This is a genomic window from Mesorhizobium sp. P2_D6, assembly GCF_056404315.1.
On the sequence record NZ_JBFUEG010000018.1, the window covers coordinates 18,751 to 44,134 of the forward strand.

Sequence of the window (25,384 nt, forward strand, 5' to 3'; positions counted from 1 at the left end):
AGGGTGAACTGCTGATGATCGCGCCACGCATCATGGTCGTGGAGGACGAGGAGCCGCTGGGCGTGCTTCTCCGCTACAACCTCGAATCCGAAGGCTACCAGGTCGAGGTGGTGACGCGCGGCGACGAGGCCGAAATTCGGCTGCAGGAAAATGTGCCCGACCTTCTGGTGCTCGACTGGATGGTGCCGGCGGTGTCCGGCATCGAGCTCTGCCGCCGGCTGCGCATGCGGCCCGAGACCGAACGGCTGCCGATCATCATGCTGACCGCGCGTGGCGAGGAGAGCGACCGCGTGCGTGGCCTGTCCACCGGCGCCGACGACTATCTGGTCAAGCCGTTCTCGACACCGGAATTCATGGCGCGCGTGAAAGCGTTGCTGCGCCGCGCCAAGCCGGAAGTGCTGTCCAGCGTGCTCAAGGTCGGCGACATCGTGCTCGACCGTGAATCGCACCGCGTCTACCGCAAGAAGAGCGAAATCAGGCTCGGACCGACCGAGTTCCGCCTGCTCGAATTCATGATGCGCCATCCCGGCCGCGTGTTCTCGCGCAGCCAGCTGCTCGACAATGTCTGGGGCGAGACGATCTATATCGACGAGCGCACGGTCGACGTGCATGTCGGCCGACTGCGCAAGGCGGTCAACAATGGCCGCATGCCCGACGTCATCCGCACCATCCGCGGCGCCGGCTACGCTATCCGGGAAGATTAGGCGCGCCGCGCTGTTGCCGGCCCCTCAGGCGACATGCTTGCCCGCTTTCGCCTGAATCCCCGGTGCGAAAATCTCCTGGTCGACGAAGCTGAGCGCGCGCATGGCGCAGCCTTCGCGGATCAGCGGCAGTTCGTTGGGCTCGGTGTCGAAGGAGATCGATTTCGAGTGCTGGCCGCCGGCAGTCTGAGCAATCGCTTCGCGCAATGCCGGTTCGATCAGATCGAACGCGGCGGCGCTGACTCCGACCATGGCGACAGGTGCTGGATCGATCAGCGCGAACAGGCTGCCGAGGCCGAAGCCAAGCGCCTCGCCGGCTTTGCGGTAGGCTTCGCGCTCGGGGCCGTCGGTCTCGCGGGCACGTGCGGCGAGCGCCCGCATGTCGGCGTCGCCGACATCGACCGGTTCGGCATCCTCGCTCATCATTTTGGCGCTGCGCCAGATGGCGTAGTTGCCGGCATAGGCCTCCACGCAGCCGCGCCGCCCGCAACGGCACAGCGCGCCGCCGGGCCGGTGGATCATGTGGCCGAACTCGCCGCCCGAGGAATGGGTGCCGGTGAACAATTCGCCCTTCAGCACCAGCCCCATGCCGATGCCATGCGAGAGCAGGATGGCGATGAAATTGTCGCGGTAGCGCTCAGGCTGGCGCCATTGCAGCGCCACCGCCATCATGTTGCAGTCGTTTTCCATGGTGGCCGGAATGCCGAATTCCGCTTCCAGTATGTCGGCGAAGGCAATGTCGGTCAGCGGCGTGATAGGCGACCACAGCATGGCGCGCGCCTGCGAATCGGTGATGCCCTGGATGCCCATGGCAATGCGGGCGATGCTCTGAACATCAAGATCGGGATCCTCGAGCCGCCGCCGCACGATTGCCGTGCATTCGCCGATCAGCTCGTCGCGCGGCATGGTCAGCGTGTCCAGCCGGCGCTGCTCCTCGGCGACCACATGGCCGGCATAGTCGATGACGGTGACGGAGAGGAAGTTCAGCGACAGCACCACGGTCATCACCGCCGCCGCTTCCGGATTGAGGCCAAGGCCGACCTGCGGCCGGCCGCGCTTCAGCGCACCCGTCTCGCCGGGTTTGCTCTCGGCCAGGATGCCTTCTTGAATCAGATCAGACGAGATCGCCGATATGGTCGAATGGCTGAGGCCGGTGGTCGCCGCAATCTCGGTCCGCGACGGCTGGCCGGCCCGGCGCACGGCCGAAATCACCATCGCACGGTTGCGACGGCGCAGATCGTCGTGGCGGATTCCAACCGACATTTTTCCTCCCGGTCCTCCTCGCGCCTCATGATAGTGGAGGCATTTGGTGGCACCAGCCAAATATTGGCAGAAGCAGGCCGCGCTGTCATTGTTTATTGCGAGTCTCGAAAAAATTCACAGAGGCCATCAGATTCCATCAGAATCGATGTTGACAGCGCCTCGCCGTTGGACCAGTATTTTTTCGAGGCTCGAAAAAATAGAGCCTCTGTGTGCCGGCCTTCGGGCCAGTTTTGTCGCGCCGCGCGCGGCGCAGGGAGGGTTATCATGAACAGATTTGCAGCCGCCATGCTGGCGGGTGTCGCCATGTCGCTGACGCTAGTGTCGGTCGCGCAGGCGAAGGACAAGGTCATCGGCGTGTCGTGGTCGAACTTCCAGGAAGAGCGCTGGAAGACCGACGAAGCGGCGATGAAGGCGGCGATCGAGGCGGCCGGCGACAAGTACATTTCCGCCGACGCGCAGTCCAACCCCGGCAAGCAGTTGACCGACGTCGAAAGCCTGATCTCGCAGGGCGCCAACTCGCTGATCATCCTGGCGCAGGACGCCTCGGCCATCGGCCCGGCGGTGCAGAAGGCGCTGGACGAAGGCATTCCAGTCGTCGGCTATGACCGCCTGATCGAGAACAAGGACGTCTTCTATCTGACCTTCGACAACAAGGAAGTCGGCCGCATGCAGGCCCGCGAAGTGTTCAAGGCGAAGCCCGAAGGCAACTATGTCTTCATCAAGGGCTCGGGTGCCGATCCGAATGCCGATTTCCTGTTCGCCGGCTCGATGGAAGTGCTCAAGGAAGCCATCGACTCGGGCAAGGTCAAGAATGTCGGCGAGGCCTACACGGATGGCTGGCTGCCCGCCAACGCCCAGAAGAACATGGAACAGTTCCTGACCGCCAACGACAACAAGGTCGATGCCGTGGTTGCGGCCAATGACGGAACCGCCGGCGGCGTCGTCGCGGCGCTGACGGCGCAGGGCCTTGCCGGAACCGTTCCGGTCTCGGGCCAGGACGGCGACCATGCCGCGCTGAACCGCATCGCGCTCGGCACGCAGACCGTGTCGGTGTGGAAGGACGCGCGCGAGCTCGGCAAGAACGCCGCCGAGATCGCGTCGCAGCTGGCCGACGGCAAGAAGACGGGCGACATTGCCGGCGCCAAGGACTTCACCACGCCCGGCGGCAACACCGTCAAGTCGCTGTTCCTGACCCCGGTTGCCATCACCAAGGACAACCTCAACGTCGTCATCGATGCCGGCTGGATCAAGAAGGACGAAGTCTGCGCCGGCGTCACTGCCGGCAGCGTTGCAGCCTGCAACTAAAACCGGACCCTATCGGTTCGAAATCTCGGCGCCGCGGCCCAAAAGCCGCGGCGTTTCTCCAAGGGCTTTCCGCTTCAAATGACCACGGAAAGCAAATAGCATCCATGTTCCGGCATCCGCGCCAGACGGCAAACCGGTGGGAGGATAGCATGACCGACACGACCTCTAATCAGCCGGTCGCCAGCACTGCTGCGGACCGGGCGCGCGCATCCGAGCTCAGCGCCGTCGGGCGGTTCCTCAAGGCTACCGAACTCGACACGCGCATGCTCGGCATGGTCGGCGCCCTGCTGGTCATCTGGGTCGGCATACACATCCTGTCGGGCGGGCTTTTCCTGACGCCGCGCAATCTGTGGAACCTGTCGGTGCAGACCTCCTCGGTCGCGATCATGGCGACCGGAATGGTGCTGGTCATCGTCATGCGCAACATCGACCTTTCGGTTGGCTCCGTCGAAGGCGTGATCGGTATGATCATGGGTGTGGCGCAGGCCGAATTCCTCATTCGCGTCATCGGCTTCCAGCTCGGAAATCCCTGGCTCTGGATCATCGCGCTGGCCGCCGGCGTGGTGCTTGGTCTGCTGATCGGCGCGTTCCAGGGCTTCATCATCGCCTATATGGAGGTTCCGGCTTTCATCGTGACGCTGGGCGGCCTACTGGTGTGGCGCGGTATGGCATGGCTGATCACCAGCGGGCGCACGGTCGCGCCGCTCGACGCCACCTTCCAGCTGATGGGTGGCGGACCACGCGGCTCGATCGGTGCTACCGCCAGCTGGATCGTCGGCATCGTCGCCTGTGCGGCGGTTGCCTTCGCGCTGCTCAACGGCCGCTCGCAGCGCAAGCGGTTCAGCTTTCCACTGCGCCCCGTGTGGGCTGAGACCTTGCTTGGCGTGGTCGCTTGCGCGGCCATCCTCGGCGCCGTCTGGATCGCCAATTCCTATCCATGGCCGATCGGCATCGTGCGCCAGTATGCGCTGCAGAACGGCATCACCCTTCCCGAAGGCGGGCTGTTTATCGCGCATGGCATCGCCATACCGGTGCTGATGGCGGTGGCCACGGGCATTATCATGACCTTCATCACCAAGCGCACGCGTTTCGGCCGCTATGTCTTCGCCATCGGTGGCAATCCGGAAGCAGCAGAACTTGCCGGCATCAACACGCGCTGGGTGACCATGAAGGTGTTCATGATCATGGGCGTGCTGGCGGCGATCAGCGCCGCGATCTCGTCAGCCCGCCTCAACGCGTCGACCAACGCACTGGGCACGCTGGACGAGTTGCTGGTCATCGCCGCCGCCGTCATCGGCGGCACGTCGCTGGCCGGTGGCGCCGGAACGGTGATGGGCGCCATGCTCGGCGCGCTTCTGATGCAGTCGCTGCAATCCGGCATGGTGCTGCTCGGCATCGACTCGCCGCTGCAGAGCATCGTCGTCGGCGCCGTGCTGGTCATCGCCGTGTGGCTCGACACCGTCTACCGCAAGCGGGTCTAGGGGAGGAACGATCATGGAAAAAACTGCTCCCACGGGCACAGCGCTGATCGACATGCGCAACATCTCGATCGCCTTCGGCGGCATCCGCGCCGTCGACGATGCTTCCATCGATCTTTTCCCGGGCGAGGTCGTGGCGCTGCTCGGCCATAACGGCGCCGGCAAGTCGACGCTGATCAAGATCCTGTCGGGCGCCTACAAGCGCGACGCGGGCCAGATCTTCGTCAACGGCCAGGAGGCGGCGATCTCCAACCCGCGCGACGCCAAGAAATACGGCATCGAGACGATCTACCAGACGCTGGCGCTGGCCGACAATGTCGACGCCGCCGCCAACCTCTTCCTCGGCCGTGAGCTGATGACCGGCTGGGGCACGCTCGACGATGTCGCCATGGAAGCCGAGGCGCGCAAGGTCATGGGCCGGCTCAATCCGCGTTTCCAGCGCTTCAAGGAGCCGGTGATCAAGTTGTCGGGCGGCCAGCGCCAGTCGGTGGCGATCGCGCGCGCCATCCTGTTCAACGCCCGCATCCTGATCATGGACGAACCGACGGCCGCCCTTGGTCCGCAGGAAACGGCGCAGGTCGGTGAGCTGGTCAAGCAGCTCAAGGCCGACGGCATCGGCATCTTCCTGATCAGCCACGACATCCACGACGTGTTCGAACTCGCCGACCGCGTCTGCGTGATGAAGAACGGCCAGGTCGTCGGCACCGCGCGCACCACCGATGTCACCCAGGACGAGGTGCTTGGCATGATCATCCTCGGCAAATGCCCACCCGGCGCCATTCCCGGACCGGGCGCGCTGAAGATCGCCGCCTGAGACGAGCGCCATCATCGGCTGACGGTCATCTTCTCCGATGCGCGATCGATAAGCCGGCTAATATCTGGAACGTGATGTGCCAGCTGTCACGATGGTTTGGCCTCGCCATTGTGTTGGCACGGTGACGTGCCATAAAGGTCCCAGATACATGGGCCGCAGCATCCTTTGAAGAAGTTTTTCCCGATCGTCGCCTTCATTGCCGTCGCGCTGATCAGCATGACGATGGCAGGCTTCGCCTACTTCGCCACCCAGGAGGCGGCACGGATCAAATTCGAGGCAACGGCCGACGATGCGCTCAACCGTATCGAAAGCCGCATCGACCTGCATCTGTCGCTGCTGCGCTCGACGCAGGCGCTGTTCGACGCCCGCAATGGCGAGATTTCGAGAAGCGAATTCAAGGCCTTCTTCAGCGCGCTCGACGTCGACAGCAATTTTGCCGGCCTGCGCGGCATCGGTTATCTCAGGCTGGCCAAAACCGGCGACGAAGCGGCGGTCGAGCGCGACATGTTGCGCGACCGTGGCGTGCCCCACGCTGTCTATCCGGACACGTCACAGTCCTGGCGCACGCCCGTCGTGCTGTTCGAGCCGCTCGATCCTGCCAACGAGTCGACCATCGGCTACGACATGTTCACCGAACCGGCGCGGCGCGAAGCGATCGAAAAGGCGATGGCCGATGACGCACAGCATGCAAGCGGCCTGGTTCAACTCGGCCAGGGCGCGGGCGCGGCACAGACCTTTACCGGCTTCCTGGTCTTCGTCAGGCTCAATGTCGAAACCGCGCCGGATGGCATTAACGCCTCCAGGTCGTCAACATCAGGCTTTCTCTACGCCGCTTTCCGCGCCCGCGACCTGTTCCAGACCGCGCTCAGCCGCACGCCGCTGCTGCCGGTCAACACCGAGGTCTATGACGGCAAGGTCGATGCCGACAATCTTCTGTTCCAGTCGGAAACGCCGCCGGTTGCGAGCTTCGGCGACAGGCTCTTGGTGACGCGCAAGATCATCGTCGCCGGCCGGCCGTGGACGGTGCTGTTTCGGCCGACCAGCGCTTTCTCGCAGCCGTCTTCGCGCGCCATTCCGGTGATGCTCGGCCTGTTCGGGTTGCTGTTGGCCGGCGCGATCGCTTTGGTGGCGCGCTATCAGGAGCGCGCCTATGACGCCAAGTCGCTGTTGCATGAGACGACGGAAAAGAGCCTGCTCGAAAAGGATCTGATGCTGCAGGAGATGAAGCATCGGATCAAGAATTCGATCACGCGGGTGCTGGCGATCGCGCGTCAGACGGCAGCGCACGCCACCGACGTAAAGGAGTTCTCCTCTTCCTTCTCGGCTCGCCTGCAGGCAATGGCGGCTTCCCAGGACATGCTGACGCGATCGCGCTGGCAGAAGGCCGACCTTGGCGATTTGCTGCGCATCGAGCTTGGCCAGGTGTTCGGCAAGGAGCTCCCGGACGGGATATTGTCAGGCCCTCGGGTGCTGCTCGACGAGACGACGACGCAGGCGCTTGGCCTGACCTTTCACGAACTGGCGACCAATGCGCTGAAATATGGCGAAGCTGGCAATTCGGTCGGCGCGCTTAAAGTGAAATGGTCGTTCGAGGGACGCGGATCCGACAGGATGCTGGTTCTGAACTGGCGCGAGGCCGGGCAGAAGCAACTCGAAGCGCCGGCCAAGACCGGCTTCGGTACCAAGCTGATCGATCTCAATGTCACGCGCGAATTGCGCGGCACGATCGCCAGAGATTTTCGTGCCGACGGGCTTACAGTGGAAATCAGGATTCCGCCGCCCGATACACGCAAACAAACGGAGACCGGCTAACCGGTCTCCGTCTCGATTGTTTGACGCTTTGAAGCGGATCAGCAGCGAGCGGTGTAGAGCCGGCCGCGATTGTCGCGATACTGACAATAGCCATTGCGCAGGTTGCGCACCAGCAGACCGGAACCGGCACCAACGGCTGCGCCGATGAGCGCACCCTTGCCGCCGCCAACCAGGCCGCCGACGCCGGCGCCTACCAACGTGCCGACACCCACGTCCTGTTCGGTCGTGCTGCAGCCGCTGACGGCGACCACGGCAACCATGGCAATAATCAATTTCCGCATTGAGTCTCTCCTCACTTTCGTCCTCACTTTAGTAAGCTCCAGCCGCCATTTAGCATGAAATGGCGGCCTTTGCCCGCTCGATCTTATTGTTGGCTAAGATAGTCTTTTTCGCGGCGCGCCACATTCGACGCGACCATGACGTTGGAAATCTGCAAGGATGCGTCAAGTGAACCGTCCGGGCGCACGTTCCAGACGATCTGGTCGTAGTCGTCCTCCAAGGCAGGATCGACGGCAAGACATTTGGCGACGACATGCTGGGCCTGACCCTGCACGTCGCCCATGGCAAAAGGCCGCTCGGCGGTGCATGCCTCCGCGGTTTCGAACACGCTGACCGGCACCGACAGTTCGCGGCACTCGGTCATGCTGTTCGAACAGCCGATAATCAGAAGCAAAGCAGCGATGTGTTCCACGGCGAAAGATCCTCTCGCCATAAGAACGGTCAACAGCCGTCAAAGTTCCTGTGATGCAAGCTGGAACGTTAATAATCGGCTTGGCCAGGAGCCAGACCAGCCTTCAGCTCAGCCAGATTTGGGAGCAGCGTGAACCCGAAGCGAACGCGGCTCAGCCCAGCTGCGACGCCACGATCAGAACGATGGCGGCGACGAGCGCGACAGCGGCGAAACGAAGCAAGGGATGCCAGGCGTGCGGCGCAGGCGAGGCGGAAGCATAAGGATCCTGAAAGCCGCTCATCGAGACGCGGGCGGCCTGCTCCAGCCTGTTCATATCGGCAACCGTCAAGATCATTCCTCCCATAGTTGGGTTGCAGGCCACGGCCGAAGCGTCGGTTGAATCGGTCAAGAGCCGGCAATCTCTGGGAGCCTCAGCATCGGACTTTATGGTGAACAGCCGGTTAAGGAATCCGGCGCTCCGGGCTCTCTGTTTGACGCAATTCGGGGACGGAATTGCTCTGAGGCAAATCTGGCCGCTCACTCGGTTTCGAAATTGCCGTGCGGAACGACAAGCCGATATTCGAGGCGGTCGCCGGTGATTTCCAGCGTCGCCGTGCCGTTCAGCGATACCGGCACAACGCGTTCGAGAGCAACGCTGCCGAAGCGTTTCTCCGTGCGCCTGTTGTCATTGGCGACAATGGCCTCGACCCAGGTCAGCGACAAAGCCGGCTTATCAGCGGCCTCCGTGACGCTCGACAGATTGGCGGTTACCTCGACGAAGCCATCCGGCCGCGCCAAGGCGCCGTAACTGAATGAATTGACTGCGAGTTCGTGCATGGCCAGGCCGATATGAAGAGCGGCGTTGGGATTGAGGTAGGGATTAACGCCATTGAACCGCAGGCTCTGCGCGGGATCGGCGCCATAGCGCACGACCTGGCCACGGACTAGTTCGCGTAGTGCGGCACCCCGCCAATTCGACGACGTCACCAGATCCTGGGAGGAGGCCAGTGACTGCAGCCGACCCCGAAAGCGCGCCAGGAAATCGTCCGATGTCTCGGAATAACGGCTGGTCTGTGTGGCAATGCTCTGGATGATGGCCAACAGGTTCTTGGAGCGGTGACTGACCTCGCGCAGCAGCGTCTTCAACGTTTGCTCTCGGCGTTTCTGCTCGGTTGTCTCCACCATTGTGGTGACAACGCCTTGGACATCGCCGCCGTCGCCGCGATCGGCATCGACCCAGACTTGAAACCAGCGGATGCCTTCAGCCGTGGGAACGCTGAGCTCGAGGCGTTCAGGATTGCCGGAAGCGATGACATGGCGTCTGGTGGTATCGATGTGGTCTGCCTGCGCCGGCGGCAGGATGCCGTTGCTGTCCGCAGTATCGGAAGCCCATGGCTCACGCATGTTGCGCGCCCACACGGTCTTCATCTCGCGGTCCTGGTACAGAACGGAAATGCCGGCATTGTGCAGAGCATGGAGCAAGGCGCGGCCGAGCTGCATGCCGCTTTCAGCGGGATGCAGGGCGATGACTTCGTCATTACGCCCGCTTTCGCCTGTCTCTCCGCCTCTGGAACGCATCAGTCACCTGTCCACCCACTCAAGCTGAACGATTCACGCTGAAATCAGTTCCTGAAATAACCCCCAAAACAGGTCCGCCGGACGGTGTCCCGTTGAGGACACCGCCCGGCGGTGGCTGGAAACCGTTTGAGGGGTGCGGCTTCCAGTGTTGGCTCGCTGCCGGTCTTACGAGGCCCGCCTGAACAGGCCGGCCAGAAGCGAGATGACGAGGAAGGCGAGAAAGATGAAGAACAAGATTTGCGCGATGCCGGCGGAGGTGCCGGCGATACCGCCGAAACCAAGCGCGCCGGCGATGATCGCCACGACAAGAAATACGAGCGCCCAGTAGAGCATTGATCCGTCTCCTTCCGATGCTGAGATAAAAACGTGGGTGGTTGGTGTTTGTTCCACCATTTGCCGAAAAAGACAGGCTTTGGAAAGGCCCGGACGCGAATTGATTCGGGGCACGCGAGCGCGACCACGCAAAGCGCGGCATGGAGCGGCCGACAACTGGCGATCACCGGGTGGACGATCGCCAGTACTTGGCAACGCCGGGATGCGGCGACGTTGGAGATTGCGTCAGGCGGCGGCCTTGGCCTGACGGTCGAAGAACAGCGCCTGGCTGATCAGCGCCTTGACCATGTCTGGATTGAACGGCTTGGTGACGAGGAAAGCGGGTTCGGGCCGCTCGCCGGTCAGCAGACGCTCGGGGAAGGCGGTGATGAAGATCACCGGCACCGAAGTCGACGACAGGATTTCGTTGACGGCATCGATGCCCGAGCTGCCATCGGCAAGCTGGATGTCGGCCAGCACCATCTTCGGCCTGGTCTTGCCGAACATCGCCACCGCCTCGGCATGGGTGCGGGCGGTGCCGACGACACGGTGGCCGAGGCTCTCGACCATTTCCTCGATATCCATGGCGATCAGCGGCTCGTCCTCGATGATCAACACGTCGGTCGCCACCTGGCGGGAGATCTCGTTGCTCGCCTGGGCCAGCAGTTCGGAGAATTCCCTGGCGTCGACATCGAGAATTTCAGCCGCCTCGTCCTCGCTAAAGCCTTCGACGGCGACCAGCAGGAAGGCCTGGCGGGGCCGTGGCGCAATGGCGTTCAGATTGGCGGCGGCGCGCTGTTCCCATGCCGATTGCGCATGCTCCTGCGGAACGCGGATGGCAATGGAGGTGAACAATTTTGCGAAAACCTTATAGATCGCGATGCGGTCGTTCGACGCTTCGGGGAAGATGTCGACATCGGCGATGATGGCTTCGAGCATCGCGGCGACCAGCGCATCGCCACTCTCCTGTGATCCCGAAACGGCGCGCGAGAAGCGGCGCAGGAACGGCAGGTGCGGAGCAATGGTTGCGGAAAGGCTCATGATAGACGTCTCCCTCAGATGACGTAATTGCATAGATTCCAGGTCAAGCTGATTGCAAGCCCCGGCAAACAACGCGGGTTTTGTGAAAAAGTTCCGAGGGTTGTGGAACGAATCTCCAAGGACGACGTTTGTGGTGCGATGGGCAACCAGACGAGGGGGCCGCTTTTGGCGTTGTGTAACAGGGCGGCTAAGGCGCTGGAATTTAAGGGCGAAATGAGGACATGAATAAAGAAACACTGGCTGGCGCCGCTGACAGGCGCCGGGCCAATTCCGGTGACCCGCTCGGGGCGAATTCGGAAATCGGCCGCAAACTCAAACAATATTATGACGAGCTGGTCTCCGACAATGTGCCGGATCGCTTCGCCCAGTTGCTCAGCCAGCTGGAACAGGCCGAACCCGCACAGAAGAAGGACTGAGGCATGGCAGCTGTCTCACAAGGGTTCAAGACCGATTTGCTCGGCTCGATCCCGAGCCTGCGGGCCTTTGCCGTGTCGCTGACGCAGAATGCCGACAAGGCCGACGATCTGGTGCAGGAGACGCTGGTCAAGGCCTGGGACAAGCATGAGAGCTTCCAGCCCGGCACCAACCTCAAGGCATGGCTGTTCACCATCCTGCGCAACGAGTTCTATTCGCAGATGCGCAAGCGCGGCCGCGAGGTGCAGGACAGCGACGGCATCATGACCGCCAGGCTCGCCGTTCATCCGGCCCAGCACGGCCAGCTCGACCTCAAGGATTTTCGCGGCGCGCTCGAGCAACTGCCCGAGGACCAGCGCGAAGCCATCATCCTCATCGGCGCTTCCGGCTTTTCCTATGAGGAGGCGGCCGAGATTTGCGGTTGCGCGGTCGGAACGATCAAGAGCCGGGTCAGTCGGGCTCGCACACGGCTGCAGGAGATCCTGAAAATCTCCGGCGAAGACGAATACGGCCCCGACGCCATCTCGTCGCAGGTTACCGGCTCAAACGCCGCCTGACAGCGGAGCCCGTTTGCGGGCTCGGGCTCTCGAGTGCCGATCGAAGGCATTTCAGACTGGCGCGCGGCCGCAGGCCACCGCCAGCGCCCCGACGAGATCGTCTCCCGAATATGGCTTGGTTACCAGTCGTACGCCGGGGAAAGACGCCCTGATCTCGTCCGCGTCCGAATAGCCGGAGGCAAAGACGAAGGGCGTGCCCGCCTGGCGCAGTTGCGCGGCGAAGTCGAGCGTCGACGTTCCACTCAGCATTAGGTCGACGATAACGCCGTCGAACTTGTCGGCGATCGTCTGCTCGTCGATCTCTGCCAGGTCGCGGGCAATCACCACGTCGCCGGCGCCATGGTCGCGGCAAAGCTGCTCGACATCCATGGCGATCAGGAATTCATCCTCCAGGACAAGAATTCGCAATCCCTCAAGTAATGGGGGCACCTGGCAATCTCTCCTTAATTCTTGCGGCATCGGGCTCAATGACTCCAGTCAACCGCATCGCGGACCTTGGGGGGAATGGCCAGTGGGCCTTAATCCGAAAAATTCGCTCGCCGGGTCTGCTCCAACGCCAGGCGAGCTTCGAATTCGCCTCACGGGAGTGCAGTGAGTCATGATCGCTATTTGCCATCCTGTCATTTAAAAAAGACATGCCCATCGCCGGCGTGGAACTGCGGCCCTTGCAAAGGCGTTGCAGTCAGTCTCTGTCAAAGGGGCATTCGAAGAGGGGTCGAAATGTCTGGCCAGAACGGTCGTTCCTTTTCCAGTCGCCAATATCCGTGCGAGAAGTGCCCGCTCCGGCCGTTGCAGGTGTTCCGGGACTTCGAGAAGCAGGAGCTTGCGTTCGTCAGCACGTTCAAGAAGGGCGAACTTGCCGTCGACAAAGGCGCGACCGTCCTCGTCGAAGGCAGCCACAGTGCTCATCTCTACACGGTGCTGTCGGGCTGGGCTTTCCGCTACAAATTGCTGTCGGACGGCCGCCGCCAGATTCTGAACTATTCGATGCCCGGCGATCTCATCGGCCTGCAGGGCAGCCTGCTTGGTGAGATGCAGCACTCGATCGAGGCGCTGTCGCCGATGCTGTTATGCGTCTTTGAGCGCGAAAACCTGCACGAGCTCTACCGCAACCATCCGGGCCTTGCCTACGATATCACCTGGCTGGCATCGCGCGAGGAGCGCATGCTGGACGAGAATTTGCTCAGCATCGGTAGGCGCACGGCGCTAGAGCGCACCGCCTATCTCATCGCTTTCATCGCCAGCCGCGCGGCGATAGTTGGGCTCAACGGCAAGGCGCCAGTGCAAATCCCGATCACGCAGCAACACGTCGCCGATACGCTCGGCCTGTCTCTGGTCCACACCAACAAGACGATCCGCAAGCTGATCGACCGCAAGCTGATCGTCTGGCGCGACGGCGGTTGCGAAGTGGTCGACCGGGAGGCGCTGAAGGACCTCGCACGCTGGGAGGGCTTGAGCGAGGGCCGCCGGCCGCTGATCTGAGGCTGATCTGAGAGGGAAACGAGTCCGCCGGGCTGGACTCGCACAAGCAAACACCCTTTCATGGATATGGTCTCCGATTTCGGAACCTTGACGTGTGTGGGGCGTTTGAAACCAAGCAAACGCAAGGAGTTATAGAATGGCAACTGCCACAGGAAAAACCGCTGGCGAAACCCAGACGAACGCCGACCTCGAAGCCGATATCCGGCAGTTGAAGGCCGACATAGAAAAGCTGACCAAGCAATTGGCCAAGACCGGCGAGCATGGCTACGGAACGGCGCGGCGCGCTGCCGCCGAAGGCGTCGAGCAGTTGCGCGCCCAGGGTGAGGCTGCCTTCGACAGCCTGCGCGGCAACGCCAAGGACATCGAAGCCCAGATCACCGCCAATGTGCGCGAAAAGCCGGTGACGTCGCTGGCCATCGCAGCCGGCGTCGGCTTTCTGTTCGCGCTTCTCGCCCGGCGCTAGTTTTCGCTAGAGATGGGGACGCTGGCATCGTTGATTTCGGCTTTGGCCTCGGGTGAAGCCATTGCCGCCATGCGCCGCGCGCGCACGGCGGCGATCGTCTATGGGCTCGCCGCGGTTGCGGCTCTGTGCGGGCTCGGATTTTTCTTGGGAGCGGCCTATATCTGGGCCGCCGACCGCTATGGGTCGATGGCGGCCTGCCTGGGTTTCGCGGCCGGCTTCCTGGTGCTTGCCGGGCTCATCCTGCTCATCCATCAACTGGCGGCCGGCACGCGCGCCCGTAGACGTGCGCGAAGGCGCAATGCCGACCTCAAGGCACTCGGCATCACGGCGGCCCTTGCCGTATTGCCGTCGCTGCTCAAGGGGAAAGGCGGCAAGGAACTTGTCCTTGGACCGATCATCGCGCTGGTGGCCTATGCCATCTACAAGGAAAACGTCAAACCGCGCCCGGGCGATCCGGACGGCGACGCCGAGTAGGCCCGAACTCCCCCGACGCTTCAGCTCGGCAAATCTTCCAGCGGCATCGATATTTTCGCGAACACGCCTTCCCGACGGAACTCGTGCACAACCTCGCTGGACAAAACCTTGGCCAGGCTGCGGCGGATCAGGATCGAGCCGAATCCCTGGCGTTCCGGCGGCTGGACCTGCGGCCCACCGCTTTCGCGCCAGGTCAGCACAAGGCGGCGTGCGCCTTTCTTGCCCAGCGCCTTCCAGTCGACGTCGACCTTTCCCGAGCCCACCGACAGCGATCCGTATTGCAGCGCGTTGCTGGCCAGTTCGTGCATGATCAGGCCGAGCCCCACCGCCTGGTCGGGCGAAAGCAGCAGATCCGGACCGGAAATCGCGATACGCGACTGTTCGGTCGAATCGAACGGCTTAACCTCTATCTGCATCAGTTCGCGGATGCCGATGCCGCGCCATTCGCGATCGGACAAGAGGTTATGGGCAGCCCCCAGCGCCTGCAGCCTGGCGCCGAAGGCTTCGAGGAATTCGCTTGGGCGGCGGGCGTGGCGAACGGTCTGCGTCGCCAGCGCCTGCACCGTCGCCAACGTGTTTTTGACCCGGTGGTTGAGCTCGCGCAGCAACAACCGTTGCCGCTCCTCACCGAGCTTGCGTTCCGATATGTCGTAGTTGACGCCGAAGATCAGCGTCGGCTTGCCCTCGCCGTCGCGCTCGATAACGCGGCCGCGAGTGGCTATCCAGCGCGGCGGATCGAAGCCCTTGACCCGGTATTCGCCAAAATAATCGTCGCTGCCGGTCAAGGCGTCGCGAAAGCGCGTCTCGGTCTGGTAGACGTCGCGCGGGTCGATGGCGCCCAATATGTCGCGCGCCCGCAACCGGTTCGAGCGCGGCAGGTTGAACAGTTCCGACAGGCGCACATCGCATTCGATCATGTCGGTGCGGATATCCCAGGCCCAGCTGGCGAGCGAGGCGGCATCAAGCGCGATGGCACGGCGCTTTTCCTCCTGCGCCAAAGCTGCGGCGGCGATGGCGCCGCTGCGGGTCGCGTCCTTGAGCGTAAACAGGCTGGCGGCGAGGCCGGCCAGCGCCTTCAGCTGATGCAGTGCGGCAGTGGAGGGAAAATTATGCGGCTCCCGGTCGAGCACGCACACGGTGCCAATGCGCGCGCCGGCCACGACCATGGGCGCGCCGACATAAAAGCGCAGATGATGCTCGCCGATCACGAGCGGATTGGTGGCGAAGCGGGGATCGATGCTTGCATCGGTCACCACCATAGGCTCGTCGCCGGCGGCAATGGCGTGGGCGCAGAACGAGATGTCGGTGGCGGTCTCGGTCTCGTCGAGGCCGACACAAGACTTGAACCACTGGCGTTCGGTGTCGAGCAACGTGACCATGGCGATGGGCGCCTGCATCACGGCGCCGGCAAGACCGCTGATGCGATCGAAGTCGGGGTCCGAGGCGGTGTCGATCGCGTCAAGCCCGTGCAGCACGGCAAGCCGCTCCGGCGCCGCCACGGCGCGGCGGACCTCGACTGGCAGACCAGCCTGCTTCGCCACCTTGCTATCCACCAAGCCCCCTCGCTTGCAGGCCCCATCCGCAGTGGCGCGCGTCTTGCGCAGCCGTCGCGAACCGGAACTTTTGTAGCAAGCAATCGTTACCCGACCATGTTTCGCCAGGCGTGGTCTTGTCCACCACGCTTGCAGTCGCACCACGGGAACGCCGCCAATGACCAAGATCATCCCTGAGAACAAAGCCCGTCAGGGGCGCTGGGGTTGGCATGGGCTGCGCATCCTGATCGCCGCGCTGCTGCTGGCCTTCATCGCCTGGGGCGCCGCCGAGATTTATGGCGAGAAGATCGACAACAGGGCTCCCGCCAACCAGAGCGCGCCCGCCGGCCAGGACCAGCCAGCCGGCGGCTGAAGCGCGCCTCTTGTTAGGCGCTCGCATCAGGCGGCCTTTGCCTGCGCAGCCCGCGCCGGCACCAGAACATTCAACGCGCCGGGGTGAATCTGCACAGTTGTTTCGCGCTCCAGCTTGACCAGTTCACCGTCGATGACGGCGCCGAATTTTTTGCTTCCGGTGTGGATTTTCACGACTGCCTTGTCGGCCTGATGGATTTCGACATGGTCGCTGTCGCGCCACCGGCCGCGCACCATGTCGAAAAGGGCCCTGGCCAGTTCGCCGCGCTGCCGCGCCACCGTGACATAGATGCCGAGCACGCCGCCGGCAGGGTTGTCGGCATAGGGCAGGTGGCCCTCGCCGAACAGATTGTTGGAGATGCCGATGCCGCTGATACGGGTGACGATCTCGGCGTCGCCGACCGTCAATGTCACCTTCATGGCGGGTGGATTGTTGATCGTCGTCCAGGCGGCCTTTGCCGAAGCACGGATCTTTCCCAGGCGCGAAGCAAACTCCATGGTGTCGCGGAGCCTCACCATCCTGGCGTGCAGGCCGATCGAGAACTGATGCACGAAAGGTCGGCCATTGGCACTGGCGATATCGATCGCGATGACCTCGCCGTTAGCAAAGGAAGTCAGGGCCCCGTCGAGGGTCTGCGGAATGCCCAGGCCGCGGGCGAACAGGTTCATGGTCCCTGCAGGCAGGACAGCCAAGGCTTTCTTGCTATTCATCAGCCGCGCCGCAGCGGCCGAAATGGTGCCGTCGCCGCCACCGGCCAGCACCACCTCGATGCCGCGTCGCGAGGCGACCTTGTCGAGCGCCGCGACAATGTCCTTGCCTTCTACGATGTCGATATCGATGGTGTGGCCAGCCGCCTCAAGCGTCTGGCGCATCCGGTCCGAAAACGCGGAAAGATCGGTCGTCCGCAAGGTGCCGCCGTCCCGGTTCAGCACCGCCGCAAATCGCATGCCCGCTCCGTATTCTTTTTAGCGGCCGGAATATCCAGCCACAGGCTGAAACGGGCAAGCCTTACAAAGGTTCCACGACTGGCCGGAAATGTCGGGCGATTCCACGGACTTGCCCGAGGTGCGGCTACAACCCCGTTTTTTCGGAACAAGCGCCTTGTCACGACGTTGTGAACGCATTGGAGGCGCCGCTTTCGGTCTCCCGGCGACGGTTTGCCGGTTGCGGCGCGCACGAGATCACGCAAGAGGAGACTTAATCATGATCCGCACTCTTTTCGCGACGACCGCGCTCGCAACGCTGATCGCAACTGGTGCGTTTGCGCAGTCAACGACCGCCCCGGCGACAACTCCGGCGCCGGCTGAAGCCCCCGCCACCATCGCGCCGGCCGCGCAGCGGGCCGAGGGCGCCCTGATGACCAATGTTATCGGCGAATCCGTCTATAACGGCACTGCCGACGACGCACAGAAAATCGGCGACGTCAGCGATGTCGTCTTCGATGAAAATGGCCATGCGAAATCCGCCATCATCGGCGTCGGCGGCTTTCTCGGCATAGGCAGCAAGGATGTCGCTTTCGACTACGGCAAGCTCAAATGGGTCGAAAAGAATGGCGACCGCTGGCTGGTTGCCGAGACGAGCAAGGAAGCGCTGACGGCGCTGCCGGACTTCGACCGCAAACCTTATGATCCGGCGCCGGCGACCGCCACTACGGACAGCGCGCAGAATGATCCGCAGAAGCCTGTCGATCTGAACGCCGCGCCGTCGGAGCCAGTGGTGAAACGCGCCGAGGGCAACCTCGCCACCAACATCATCGGCGAGAGCGTCTATAACGGCACTGCGGACGATGCCCAGAAGATCGGTGACGTCAACGACATCGTGCTGACCAAGGAGGGCAAGGCGCAATCACTGGTGATTGGCGTCGGTGGCTTCCTCGGCCTGGGCGAAAAGAATGTCACCTATGATTTCGCCAAGGCCGAGTGGGCGCAGAAGAACGGCGATCGCTGGCTGGTGGCGCACACCACGAAGGAGGAACTGCAGGCACAGCCTGATTTCGACCGCAAGGTCTATGATCCGGTGCCGGTGACGACGATGTCCGACGCCGGGACGCCGGCTGCCCCTGCAGCCACCGCTCCGGCTGAGACGGCTGCGCCAACGGACAAGACGGCCGAGGCTCCGGCGGCCAAGTCGCCTGACGTGAAGGCCACGGACCCGACCCAGACGGCGGCTATCGACAAATCGACGCTGACCGAAATGCCGGTCGGTGAAATCAGGGGCGACGATCTGAAAGGCACGACCGTCTATGGCGCCAACGACGAAAAGGTTGGCGAGATCGGCGACGTCGTGCTGGCGCCCGACAGCAAGCCGGATGCAGTCATCGTCGATGTCGGCGGCTTCCTCGGTATCGGCGCCAAGGAGGTCGCGATCGGCATGGACAAGCTCAAGTTCATGACCGACAAGGACGGCAAGAAGTACCTCTACACCAACTTCACCAAGGACCAGTTGCAAGCGCAGGCCGCCTACGACAAGGGCAGCTATGCCGAGAAGCGGGATCAGCAGCGGTTGATGATGCAGTAGAGGAAGGGAGTAGGGCAGTACGGCAGTAAGGCAGTAGGGATAAAAATTAGGGAGCGCGATAGCACCGCCTATCCCATACTTTTCCTACTGCCCTACTGCCCTACTGCCCTACTGCCCTACCACACACCCAGCCACGCCATCCTCGGTCAGCTCTGCCAGCGCCAGCGACTGGTCGAGATGTTCGGCGCGCCAGGCAAGCAGACGCTCGGCAAATTCGAGCCGCGCGGCGAGGTAGGTCGGGTCGGCGGCAACATTGGCCAACTCGCCCGGATCCTTTTTCAGGTCGAACAGCAGCGGCGGCAAACCACCGCCGAAGTGCACGTATTTGAAGTCTTCCGTGCGGATGACGGCGAGGTTGCACTGACGCGAGGCGATGCCGAAGTGCCGCTCGGCTTCCCCTTCAGCAATGGAGCGGAAATCGAACTCCCAATGCGCGGCGTCGCGCCAATCCTTAGGCGGTTTACCTTCCAGGAACGGTTTCAGCGAGCGGCCGTCGAGATGCGGCTGGGCGTCGGCATCCAGCAGATCGAGCAAGGTCGGGAAGATGTCGACGGCCTCGGTGAAGCGATCGACGGTCGAGCCGGCTGCATTGCCGCGGCGCGGGTCGCGCACGATCAGCGGGATGTGATAGCTGCCGTCGAAGAAACCGCCTTTGCCGAGCATGAAATGGTCGCCCATCATTTCGGCATGGTCCGAGGTCAGCACGATGATGGTGTCGCTCCAGGCGCCAGCGGCCTTGAGTGCCTGCCAGATGCGGCCGAGTTGCGCATCGACCTCCGAGATCATGCCGTAATAGATCGCGCGGATGGCGCGGAGATTGTCATCGCCCCAGTCGCGGACCTTGCCGTCTGTGCCAGGGCGGAAACTTCTCCGCTTCTGGCGGCCGAGCTCGTAAGCCAGATAGGGATGGCTTTCTGCTTCCGCCTGCGAACTTTCCTGGCGGCGGAAGGCCGGACCGTCTGCGGGATCATATAGCGTGTTGTAGGGCTCCGGCACGATGAAGGGCGGGTGCGGGCTCATGAAGGAGACATGCGCGAACCATGGCGCATCCTGCTCGCCCAGCCAGCGGATGAACTCACCGGCGAGGAACGCGGTCGGCGTCTCGTCCCTGGAATAGACAGGTGGTGCGTTGGTGACGGCGTCGCTCGCTTCCCCGCCCAAGGGGCGATGGATGCCGGGAGAACCGGCGCTGGTGTCGACGCCACGCGCCTTCAGCCATGACAGCCACGGTTTCTGATGCTCGGGCAGGAACTGGCGCACGCTGAAGCCCGGCAGCACGCCCTCATAGGTTTTCAGCCGGGGATCGCCCGGCGCCATTGTGCGTGGATCGGACGAGACGTCGGTGTAGCCGAACAACGTCGGATCGTAGCCGAAGGCGCGGGCCGACAGCGCGATGTTGCCGTGGCGGGCGTCAAGCGGCGTGCCGTTGCGGCAGACGCGGTTGTTCATCTGGTAGAGACCGGTGTAGAGGCAGGCGCGGGCTGGAGAGCAGGGCGCCGCGCCGCCGTAGTGCCGCTTGAACAGGACGCCCTCGGCGGCGAGCGCATCGGTATTCGGCGTCTTCACCACCGGATGGTCGGCAGCCGAAAGACAGTCGCCGCGCCATTGGTCGCAGGAGATCAGGAGGATGTTCGGACGTCTGCTTTTCGCGGCCAATACCTGTATCCTGTCACGTCGGGAAGACGCTCAATGAACCGGATTCTGGCGGCGGCGCAAGACCGTCAGCTTTACTGAAATGGTGAACGAAATTTTTCTACTGTTCACGATTGGGATACAGTCCATTCTGAGTTTGCCGCCTTTGCCTGCGCCGGGCGGCCCCTCATATAGGCGTGGACAGCGGCGAGGGCCGCACAAACACCAAGGGAAGGAGCAAGACAATGCTCGACCAGATCAAGGGCTTGCATCACGTCACGTCAATGGCCGGCGATGCGCGCCAGAACAATGATTTCTTTACACACAAGCTCGGTCTGCGCCGGGTCAAGAAGACCGTCAACTTCGACGCGCCCGATGTCTATCACCTCTACTATGGCGACGAGCACGGCACGCCGGGCTCGGTGATGACCTATTTTCCGTTTCCCGACATTGCGAGGGGCCGCCACGGCGTCGGGGAGGTCGGCACCACAGCCTACTCCGTGCCGGCGGGCACGCTTGGCTATTGGGAAAAGCGCTTTGCCGATGAAGGCGTCAGCGGTCTCTCGCGCGAAGAAACATTCGGCGAGAAGCGGCTTGCCTTCGCCGGTCCCGATGGCGATGGCTTCGCGCTGGTCGAAGACAAGGCTGACAGCCGCGCGCCGTGGTTGAAGGGCGGTGTTCCCGCCGACGAAGCGATCCGCGGCTTTCATTCGGTGTCGCTGCGCCTCAAGGATGGCGGCGCCACGGAGGAGCTGTTGAAGTTCATGGGTTACGAGCAGGTCGACAAATCCGGCAATGTCAGCCGTCTCGCCATCAAGAACGGCAACGGCGCCGATGTCGTCGACATCCAATCGCTGCCGACGGCTGGCTTCGCCAATCTCGGCGCCGGCTCTGTCCATCATGTCGCCTTCGCCGTGGAGAACCGCGCCAAGCAGCTCGAAGTGCGCAAGGCGCTGATCGATACGGGCTATGGCGTGACGCCGGTGATCGACCGCGACTATTTCTGGGCGATCTATTTCCGCACGCCGGGCGGTGTCTTGTTCGAAGTGGCCACCAATGAGCCGGGTTTCGACCGCGACGAGGACACTGCTCATCTCGGCGAGGCGCTGAAATTGCCGACGCAGCACCAGCATCTCAGGCCCTATCTCGAAGAACATCTGCAGAAGCTGGAAGGCTGAGAAAATGAGCAAGGACGCTTACATTCATAAGGCGCTGCCGGGTTCGCCCGGCGGTCCGCTGCTCTTCGTCTTCCACGGCACCGGAGCCGACGAGAATCAGCTACTGTCGCTGGGGCGCGATCTCGCGCCCCAGGCGACCATCGTGTCGCCGCGCGGCGATGTCTCTGAATATGGTGCTGCCCGCTTCTTCCGCCGTACCGGCGAGGGTGTCTACGACATGGACGACCTTGGCCGGGCGACCGCAAAGATGGCCGGCTTCATCAAGGCGCAGGTGGAAGCGGCAAAGCCGTCTTCCGTGCTCGGCCTCGGCTATTCCAACGGCGCCAACATACTGGCTTCCGTGATGTTCGCTGCGCCGGATCTGTTCGATGCGGCGGTGCTGATGCATCCGCTGATCCCGTTCGAACCTGAGGTGAAAGGCAGCCTTGCCGGCCGTCGTATCCTGCTCACCGCCGGCAAGCGCGATCCGATCTGCCCGCCCAATCTGACGTCGCGGCTGGAAGCCTATTTGCGCGCCGATGGCGCCGATGTCACAGTGGAATGGCACGATGGCGGCCACGAGGTGCAGCCGAACGAGATCGAAGCGGCAAGGCGGCTTTTCGCTGGCGCGCCGGTTGAAGGAGCAAGCAATGCCTGACCAATTGCCTGAAATCGAACTGGAGGACCGCGGCCCGAAGGGCCGTTATGTCCTGCGTGGGCCGGGCGGCGCCGAGGCGGAGATGACCTTCACCAAGGTCGGCGAGCACCAGATCATCATCGATCACACCGAAGTGCCGGACGTGTTTCGCGGCCAGGGTGCCGGGCTTCGGCTCGTCACCCGCGCCGTCGAGGATGCGCGCGCAGCGGGCAAGAAAATCATCCCGCTTTGCCCCTTCGCCAATGCCCAGTTCCGCCGCCATCCGGAATGGGCCGATGTGCTGAAGCAATAGGGTGAGCAGCCGGTTCGCGAAGCGAATTCATCGTGCCGGTGGCACGATGAAAGGCTGGCGAACGGCGGGACGCTGCGAAGCAGCGGTGACCCGGCAGGTGGATCGGAGCCGCTCAGCCACAAGAGCGAACACGTCTCTGGCATTTGCGCAGTTCGGCCTTCTTGCCTAAGTACACAGTTCGCTGCGGTTCGTCCGCTCCTGCCAACTGACCGAATGGCTTCCTGATGACCGAATCCGATCTCGTCCCCGTCTTCGACGGCCACAACGACACGCTGCTGAGACTTTACCAGTCGAAGGACACAGACGTCGAAAAGCTGTTCGTCGAGGGAACGCAGGGCGGTCACATCGACTTGCCGCGCGCCAGGAAGGGCGGCTTTGCAGGCGGCATGTTCGCGATCTTCCCGCCACCGGTCGAGAAAAGCAAACGCTCTCCGGTGCCACCGGCGCCGAGCGACAACGAGCCGTTGCCGCCGGAACTGCCGCGTGCTGAAGCGCTCAATTCCACCATCGGCATGGCGTCGATCCTGTTTCGGCTGGAGCGGGCGGGAGCGCTGACCGTCTGCCGCAGCGCCGGTGACATTCGCGCGGCGATGGCGAAAGATTCGATCGCGGCGGTCTTCCACATCGAAGGCGTCGAGGCGATAGACCCCGAGCTCACGCTGCTCGATGTGCTCTATGAAGCCGGCCTGCGCTCGCTCGGCATCGTCTGGAGCCGTCCCAACGCCTTCGGCCATGGCGTGCCGTTCCGCTTTCCTTCGTCACCCGACACTGGGCCGGGGTTGACCGATGCCGGCAAGGCGCTGGTCAAGGCCTGCAATCAGCTGAAGATCATGATCGACCTCTCGCATCTGAACGAGAAAGGCTTTCGCGATGTCGCCGCGCTCAGCGACGCGCCGCTGGTCGCCACCCATTCGAACGTGCATGCGCTTTGCACCCATTCGCGCAACCTGACCGACTGGCAGCTCGGCGCCATCCGCGAGACCGGCGGCATGGTCGGGCTGAATTTCGCCACCGGCTTCCTGCGCGACGACGGCAGGATGAACTCGGACACCAGCCTCGACATCATGGTGCGCCATGTCGATTCGCTGCTGCAGGCGCTGGGTGAGGACGGTGTCGGTCTCGGCTCGGACTTCGACGGGGCGATGATCCCGGCGGTCATCGGCGACGTCGCCGGCCTGCCGAAGCTGATCGATGCGCTCGCCGCGCGCGGTTTCGGCCGCGCGCTGATCGAGAAGATCGCTTATCGCAATTGGCTCAATGTGCTGGAGAGGACCATCGGCTAGGCGCCCATGCGCTTCAGCCAGTCCTGGCCGGCGCCGCGATCCCTGATGATCGGCAGCGGGTTCTCGGAATCCAGCCGCGCGCAGATGCGGTAGACCTCGAGCGTCTCGGCGCTCATCTCGCCGCGCTTGTAGAAGAACATGGCGGCGGCGTAGCGCGTGCGGCCCGACCATTTTTCGCCGAGCGGCGTGTTGACCAGTTGCCACTGTTCGGCGGTTTCCGCCTCATCGTCCTGTTGATCGACCATGGTCAGAAATCCGCCGGCGGATTGGCGGTGCGGCGGTCGAGTTTTATGAACGGACGCGCCACCACCTTGGCCCGCTTCATCAGCTTCTGGTATTGCAACTCGCGCATGGCGTAGATCTCGACCCAGAGGTCTTCCACCATCGTATCACCGTAGGGCCGCGTAAGCGAAGCGATGGCGATGTTGCGCTTGGCCATCGGCGACCACATGGCGGCGCTGACCAGGCCTACCTCCTGGCTTTTCTTGTGGTAGACGATGGCGTGTTCGGCTGGGACGTTACCTTCGATCTCCAGCCCGACCAGCACATGGCGCAGCTTGCGCTTGGTGCGGGCTTCGAGGATGGCGCGGCGGCCGTTGAAATGACCCTTTTCCAGATCGACCATGAAGCAGAGGCCGATCTCATCCGGCATGCGCAAACGGTCGGCGCGAATGGCATGCTCGGCGGTGGTGAAATCGGCATTGGCGACGATCAGCCCTGCCTCGAGGCGGGCGCGGTTGAGCGCGGTATAGCCGATGGCGCGGATGCCTCGCAGTTCGCCTGCGGTCATCAGCCGGTCCCACAGACTCAGCGCATTTTCAGCCGGTACGAACAGTTCGTAGCCGAGATCGCCGGTAAAGCCGGTGCGCGAGATGGTTACCGTGCCGCCATCATGCGGGAACTCGGCGAGGTCGAAGATTTTCAACGTCTCGACGCCGGCGAAACCGGCATCGCGCAGCACGGCGAAGGAGGTTGGTCCTTGCAGGGCGAGACCGGCGACGCTTTCGGTCTCTTCCTCGACCGCCACATCGAAGCCAATGGCGCTGTCGAGCAGCCAGGGGAGGTGCCGTTCCTGCGAGCACAGGCGGAAGCGGGTCGGCGACAGCCGGAACAGCGTACCGTCGTCGAGCACGAAACCCTCGTCATCGCACCAGGCGGTGTAGTGGACGCGGCCGGGCTTCAGCTTCGTCACATCGCGCAGCGTGACGCGATCGAGAAAGGCTTCGGCATCCGGGCCCTCGACGCGGTATTTCGTCATCGGCGAAATGTCGAACAAAGCTGCCTGGCTGCGAATGGCGAAATACTCGAGCTCTTCGTCCCACAGCGAATGCGGGGCGCGGTAGCCGGCCCAGTTGTACCAGTCCTGGGTCTTGGCCAGTGCATCGATGCGTGGCTGGAACGGCGTGCCGAGGCGTAGCGTGCGGAAATGACCCTGCGCGATGCTGCGGGCCTTCGATGATTTGATGGTGGGCTGATGGTTCATGACAGCGATCCTTCGCGCCCCCCTCTGTCCTGCCGGACATCTCCCCCACGAGGGGGGAGATTGGCTCTCACCAGCGATTTCGCCAATCTCCCA

The 25,384-nt window shown here is 63.1% G+C and carries 29 protein-coding genes; 16 read left to right on the forward strand and 13 right to left on the reverse strand.

Going from position 1 to position 25,384, the window contains the following annotated elements; genetic code table 11:
- The first annotated feature begins 14 nt into the window (after positions 1-14).
- On the forward strand, positions 15-704 hold the full coding sequence (phoB, locus tag AC1D1L_RS27445) for a phosphate regulon transcriptional regulator PhoB (RefSeq protein ID WP_010911896.1): 690 nt from the start codon (positions 15-17) through the stop codon (positions 702-704).
- A 24-nt stretch (positions 705-728) separates the two neighbouring features.
- Here phoB and AC1D1L_RS27450 read toward each other — a convergent pair whose 3' ends face one another.
- On the reverse strand, positions 729-1,964 hold the full coding sequence (locus AC1D1L_RS27450; protein WP_477344397.1) for an ROK family protein: 1,236 nt from the start codon (positions 1,962-1,964) through the stop codon (positions 729-731).
- 264 nt (positions 1,965-2,228) lie between these two features.
- Here AC1D1L_RS27450 and xylF point away from each other — a divergent pair, with 264 nt between their 5' ends.
- From xylF to AC1D1L_RS27470, 4 genes are all read left to right on the forward strand, one after another.
- Positions 2,229-3,269 carry a D-xylose ABC transporter substrate-binding protein gene (gene xylF, locus AC1D1L_RS27455; protein ID WP_477344398.1) on the forward strand — a complete coding sequence of 347 codons (1,041 nt, stop codon included), beginning with the start codon at positions 2,229-2,231 and terminating at the stop codon, positions 3,267-3,269.
- A gap of 149 nt (positions 3,270-3,418) precedes the next feature.
- On the forward strand, positions 3,419-4,750 hold the full coding sequence (locus tag AC1D1L_RS27460; RefSeq protein ID WP_112559795.1) for a sugar ABC transporter permease: 1,332 nt from the start codon (positions 3,419-3,421) through the stop codon (positions 4,748-4,750).
- Between the two features lie 13 nt (positions 4,751-4,763).
- Complete coding sequence (locus AC1D1L_RS27465) at positions 4,764-5,561, forward strand: ATP-binding cassette domain-containing protein (protein WP_192259350.1); 798 nt, start codon at positions 4,764-4,766, stop codon at positions 5,559-5,561.
- Positions 5,562-5,726: 165 nt separating this feature from the next.
- Positions 5,727-7,373, forward strand: coding sequence for a CHASE domain-containing protein (locus AC1D1L_RS27470; protein WP_477344400.1), 1,647 nt, complete (start codon positions 5,727-5,729; stop codon positions 7,371-7,373).
- A gap of 38 nt (positions 7,374-7,411) precedes the next feature.
- On the opposite strand, the gene AC1D1L_RS27475 is transcribed toward AC1D1L_RS27470, so the two are convergent.
- The 6 genes from AC1D1L_RS27475 to AC1D1L_RS27500 form a co-directional block, all read right to left on the reverse strand.
- Complete coding sequence (locus AC1D1L_RS27475; RefSeq protein WP_112559509.1) at positions 7,412-7,654, reverse strand: YMGG-like glycine zipper-containing protein; 243 nt, start codon at positions 7,652-7,654, stop codon at positions 7,412-7,414.
- A gap of 83 nt (positions 7,655-7,737) precedes the next feature.
- Positions 7,738-8,064 carry a hypothetical protein gene (locus AC1D1L_RS27480; RefSeq protein ID WP_477344401.1) on the reverse strand — a complete coding sequence of 109 codons (327 nt, stop codon included), beginning with the start codon at positions 8,062-8,064 and terminating at the stop codon, positions 7,738-7,740.
- Positions 8,065-8,215: 151 nt separating this feature from the next.
- On the reverse strand, positions 8,216-8,398 hold the full coding sequence (locus AC1D1L_RS27485) for a hypothetical protein (protein WP_477344402.1): 183 nt from the start codon (positions 8,396-8,398) through the stop codon (positions 8,216-8,218).
- A gap of 182 nt (positions 8,399-8,580) precedes the next feature.
- Entirely contained in the window at positions 8,581-9,621 is a 1,041-nt protein-coding gene (locus AC1D1L_RS27490; RefSeq protein ID WP_477344403.1) for a sensor histidine kinase, read from the reverse strand.
- Between the two features lie 165 nt (positions 9,622-9,786).
- Entirely contained in the window at positions 9,787-9,954 is a 168-nt protein-coding gene (locus AC1D1L_RS27495; protein ID WP_023670098.1) for a DUF1328 domain-containing protein, read from the reverse strand.
- 225 nt (positions 9,955-10,179) lie between these two features.
- A complete protein-coding gene (locus tag AC1D1L_RS27500; RefSeq protein ID WP_192259355.1) occupies positions 10,180-10,974 on the reverse strand; it encodes a response regulator in 795 nt (264 codons plus the stop codon).
- Between the two features lie 221 nt (positions 10,975-11,195).
- On the opposite strand from AC1D1L_RS27500, the gene AC1D1L_RS27505 reads away from it, so the two are divergent.
- Positions 11,196-11,390, forward strand: coding sequence for a NepR family anti-sigma factor (locus AC1D1L_RS27505; protein WP_477344404.1), 195 nt, complete (start codon positions 11,196-11,198; stop codon positions 11,388-11,390).
- Between the two features lie 3 nt (positions 11,391-11,393).
- Entirely contained in the window at positions 11,394-11,945 is a 552-nt protein-coding gene (locus AC1D1L_RS27510; protein WP_023670095.1) for a sigma-70 family RNA polymerase sigma factor, read from the forward strand.
- A 51-nt stretch (positions 11,946-11,996) separates the two neighbouring features.
- Here AC1D1L_RS27510 and AC1D1L_RS27515 read toward each other — a convergent pair whose 3' ends face one another.
- A complete protein-coding gene (locus tag AC1D1L_RS27515) occupies positions 11,997-12,374 on the reverse strand; it encodes a response regulator (protein WP_112559504.1) in 378 nt (125 codons plus the stop codon).
- 291 nt (positions 12,375-12,665) lie between these two features.
- On the opposite strand from AC1D1L_RS27515, the gene AC1D1L_RS27520 reads away from it, so the two are divergent.
- The 3 genes from AC1D1L_RS27520 to AC1D1L_RS27530 all read left to right on the forward strand — a co-directional run bounded on the left by AC1D1L_RS27520 (position 12,666) and on the right by AC1D1L_RS27530 (position 14,364).
- Positions 12,666-13,427: a Crp/Fnr family transcriptional regulator gene (locus AC1D1L_RS27520; RefSeq protein ID WP_436261669.1), complete on the forward strand. Its 762-nt coding sequence runs from the start codon at positions 12,666-12,668 to the stop codon at positions 13,425-13,427.
- 136 nt (positions 13,428-13,563) lie between these two features.
- Entirely contained in the window at positions 13,564-13,890 is a 327-nt protein-coding gene (locus AC1D1L_RS27525) for an ElaB/YgaM/YqjD family protein (RefSeq protein ID WP_142866548.1), read from the forward strand.
- Between the two features lie 12 nt (positions 13,891-13,902).
- Positions 13,903-14,364, forward strand: a complete 462-nt coding sequence (locus tag AC1D1L_RS27530) for a hypothetical protein (protein WP_477344405.1) — start codon at positions 13,903-13,905, stop codon at positions 14,362-14,364.
- 20 nt (positions 14,365-14,384) lie between these two features.
- On the opposite strand, the gene AC1D1L_RS27535 is transcribed toward AC1D1L_RS27530, so the two are convergent.
- Entirely contained in the window at positions 14,385-15,905 is a 1,521-nt protein-coding gene (locus tag AC1D1L_RS27535) for a sensor histidine kinase (RefSeq protein ID WP_477344406.1), read from the reverse strand.
- A gap of 169 nt (positions 15,906-16,074) precedes the next feature.
- On the opposite strand from AC1D1L_RS27535, the gene AC1D1L_RS27540 reads away from it, so the two are divergent.
- Positions 16,075-16,269, forward strand: a complete 195-nt coding sequence (locus AC1D1L_RS27540; RefSeq protein ID WP_352585274.1) for a hypothetical protein — start codon at positions 16,075-16,077, stop codon at positions 16,267-16,269.
- A gap of 26 nt (positions 16,270-16,295) precedes the next feature.
- Here AC1D1L_RS27540 and AC1D1L_RS27545 read toward each other — a convergent pair whose 3' ends face one another.
- On the reverse strand, positions 16,296-17,216 hold the full coding sequence (locus AC1D1L_RS27545) for a diacylglycerol/lipid kinase family protein (protein ID WP_477344408.1): 921 nt from the start codon (positions 17,214-17,216) through the stop codon (positions 16,296-16,298).
- Positions 17,217-17,472: 256 nt separating this feature from the next.
- Here AC1D1L_RS27545 and AC1D1L_RS27550 point away from each other — a divergent pair, with 256 nt between their 5' ends.
- Complete coding sequence (locus tag AC1D1L_RS27550; RefSeq protein ID WP_477344409.1) at positions 17,473-18,786, forward strand: PRC-barrel domain-containing protein; 1,314 nt, start codon at positions 17,473-17,475, stop codon at positions 18,784-18,786.
- A gap of 108 nt (positions 18,787-18,894) precedes the next feature.
- Here the strand turns inward: AC1D1L_RS27550 and AC1D1L_RS27555 are convergent, their stop codons facing one another.
- Complete coding sequence (locus tag AC1D1L_RS27555; protein WP_477344410.1) at positions 18,895-20,442, reverse strand: alkaline phosphatase family protein; 1,548 nt, start codon at positions 20,440-20,442, stop codon at positions 18,895-18,897.
- Positions 20,443-20,663: 221 nt separating this feature from the next.
- Between AC1D1L_RS27555 and AC1D1L_RS27560 the strand changes: the two genes are divergently transcribed.
- The 4 genes from AC1D1L_RS27560 (at position 20,664) to AC1D1L_RS27575 (ending at position 23,808) form a co-directional block, all read left to right on the forward strand.
- Entirely contained in the window at positions 20,664-21,596 is a 933-nt protein-coding gene (locus AC1D1L_RS27560; protein WP_477344411.1) for a VOC family protein, read from the forward strand.
- A gap of 4 nt (positions 21,597-21,600) precedes the next feature.
- On the forward strand, positions 21,601-22,233 hold the full coding sequence (locus AC1D1L_RS27565; RefSeq protein WP_352585283.1) for an alpha/beta hydrolase: 633 nt from the start codon (positions 21,601-21,603) through the stop codon (positions 22,231-22,233).
- Positions 22,226-22,525: a GNAT family N-acetyltransferase gene (locus AC1D1L_RS27570; RefSeq protein ID WP_477344412.1), complete on the forward strand. Its 300-nt coding sequence runs from the start codon at positions 22,226-22,228 to the stop codon at positions 22,523-22,525. Before AC1D1L_RS27565 ends, AC1D1L_RS27570 begins: the two co-directional genes overlap by 8 nt.
- A gap of 224 nt (positions 22,526-22,749) precedes the next feature.
- A complete protein-coding gene (locus AC1D1L_RS27575) occupies positions 22,750-23,808 on the forward strand; it encodes a dipeptidase (RefSeq protein ID WP_352585285.1) in 1,059 nt (352 codons plus the stop codon).
- Here the strand turns inward: AC1D1L_RS27575 and AC1D1L_RS27580 are convergent.
- Together AC1D1L_RS27580 and AC1D1L_RS27585 are read right to left on the reverse strand one after the other, a co-directional pair.
- Complete coding sequence (locus AC1D1L_RS27580; protein ID WP_477344413.1) at positions 23,805-24,053, reverse strand: hypothetical protein; 249 nt, start codon at positions 24,051-24,053, stop codon at positions 23,805-23,807. The genes AC1D1L_RS27575 and AC1D1L_RS27580 overlap by 4 nt on opposite strands.
- Positions 24,054-24,055: 2 nt before the next feature.
- The gene (locus tag AC1D1L_RS27585) at positions 24,056-25,291 is read right to left on the reverse strand and encodes an aminomethyl transferase family protein (RefSeq protein ID WP_477344414.1); all 1,236 of its coding nucleotides are present in this window, start codon (positions 25,289-25,291) and stop codon (positions 24,056-24,058) included.
- Positions 25,292-25,384: the final 93 nt, after the last annotated feature.

Excerpts from the sequence above, each read along its gene's own strand:
- phoB (WP_010911896.1), top strand. The coding sequence starts at position 15 with ATGATCGCGCCACGCATCATGGTCGTGGAGGACGAGGAGCCGCTGGGC.
- AC1D1L_RS27450 (WP_477344397.1), bottom strand. The coding sequence starts at position 1,964 with ATGTCGGTTGGAATCCGCCACGACGATCTGCGCCGTCGCAACCGTGCG.
- xylF (WP_477344398.1), top strand. The coding sequence starts at position 2,229 with ATGAACAGATTTGCAGCCGCCATGCTGGCGGGTGTCGCCATGTCGCTG.
- AC1D1L_RS27460 (WP_112559795.1), top strand. The coding sequence starts at position 3,419 with ATGACCGACACGACCTCTAATCAGCCGGTCGCCAGCACTGCTGCGGAC.
- AC1D1L_RS27465 (WP_192259350.1), top strand. The coding sequence starts at position 4,764 with ATGGAAAAAACTGCTCCCACGGGCACAGCGCTGATCGACATGCGCAAC.
- AC1D1L_RS27475 (WP_112559509.1), bottom strand. The coding sequence starts at position 7,654 with ATGCGGAAATTGATTATTGCCATGGTTGCCGTGGTCGCCGTCAGCGGC.
- AC1D1L_RS27485 (WP_477344402.1), bottom strand. The coding sequence starts at position 8,398 with ATGATCTTGACGGTTGCCGATATGAACAGGCTGGAGCAGGCCGCCCGC.
- AC1D1L_RS27490 (WP_477344403.1), bottom strand. The coding sequence starts at position 9,621 with ATGCGTTCCAGAGGCGGAGAGACAGGCGAAAGCGGGCGTAATGACGAA.
- AC1D1L_RS27495 (WP_023670098.1), bottom strand. The coding sequence starts at position 9,954 with ATGCTCTACTGGGCGCTCGTATTTCTTGTCGTGGCGATCATCGCCGGC.
- AC1D1L_RS27500 (WP_192259355.1), bottom strand. The coding sequence starts at position 10,974 with ATGAGCCTTTCCGCAACCATTGCTCCGCACCTGCCGTTCCTGCGCCGC.
- AC1D1L_RS27505 (WP_477344404.1), top strand. The coding sequence starts at position 11,196 with ATGAATAAAGAAACACTGGCTGGCGCCGCTGACAGGCGCCGGGCCAAT.
- AC1D1L_RS27510 (WP_023670095.1), top strand. The coding sequence starts at position 11,394 with ATGGCAGCTGTCTCACAAGGGTTCAAGACCGATTTGCTCGGCTCGATC.
- AC1D1L_RS27520 (WP_436261669.1), top strand. The coding sequence starts at position 12,666 with ATGTCTGGCCAGAACGGTCGTTCCTTTTCCAGTCGCCAATATCCGTGC.
- AC1D1L_RS27525 (WP_142866548.1), top strand. The coding sequence starts at position 13,564 with ATGGCAACTGCCACAGGAAAAACCGCTGGCGAAACCCAGACGAACGCC.
- AC1D1L_RS27530 (WP_477344405.1), top strand. The coding sequence starts at position 13,903 with ATGGGGACGCTGGCATCGTTGATTTCGGCTTTGGCCTCGGGTGAAGCC.
- AC1D1L_RS27540 (WP_352585274.1), top strand. The coding sequence starts at position 16,075 with ATGACCAAGATCATCCCTGAGAACAAAGCCCGTCAGGGGCGCTGGGGT.
- AC1D1L_RS27545 (WP_477344408.1), bottom strand. The coding sequence starts at position 17,216 with ATGCGATTTGCGGCGGTGCTGAACCGGGACGGCGGCACCTTGCGGACG.
- AC1D1L_RS27550 (WP_477344409.1), top strand. The coding sequence starts at position 17,473 with ATGATCCGCACTCTTTTCGCGACGACCGCGCTCGCAACGCTGATCGCA.
- AC1D1L_RS27560 (WP_477344411.1), top strand. The coding sequence starts at position 20,664 with ATGCTCGACCAGATCAAGGGCTTGCATCACGTCACGTCAATGGCCGGC.
- AC1D1L_RS27565 (WP_352585283.1), top strand. The coding sequence starts at position 21,601 with ATGAGCAAGGACGCTTACATTCATAAGGCGCTGCCGGGTTCGCCCGGC.
- AC1D1L_RS27570 (WP_477344412.1), top strand. The coding sequence starts at position 22,226 with ATGCCTGACCAATTGCCTGAAATCGAACTGGAGGACCGCGGCCCGAAG.
- AC1D1L_RS27575 (WP_352585285.1), top strand. The coding sequence starts at position 22,750 with ATGACCGAATCCGATCTCGTCCCCGTCTTCGACGGCCACAACGACACG.
- AC1D1L_RS27580 (WP_477344413.1), bottom strand. The coding sequence starts at position 24,053 with ATGGTCGATCAACAGGACGATGAGGCGGAAACCGCCGAACAGTGGCAA.
- AC1D1L_RS27585 (WP_477344414.1), bottom strand. The coding sequence starts at position 25,291 with ATGAACCATCAGCCCACCATCAAATCATCGAAGGCCCGCAGCATCGCG.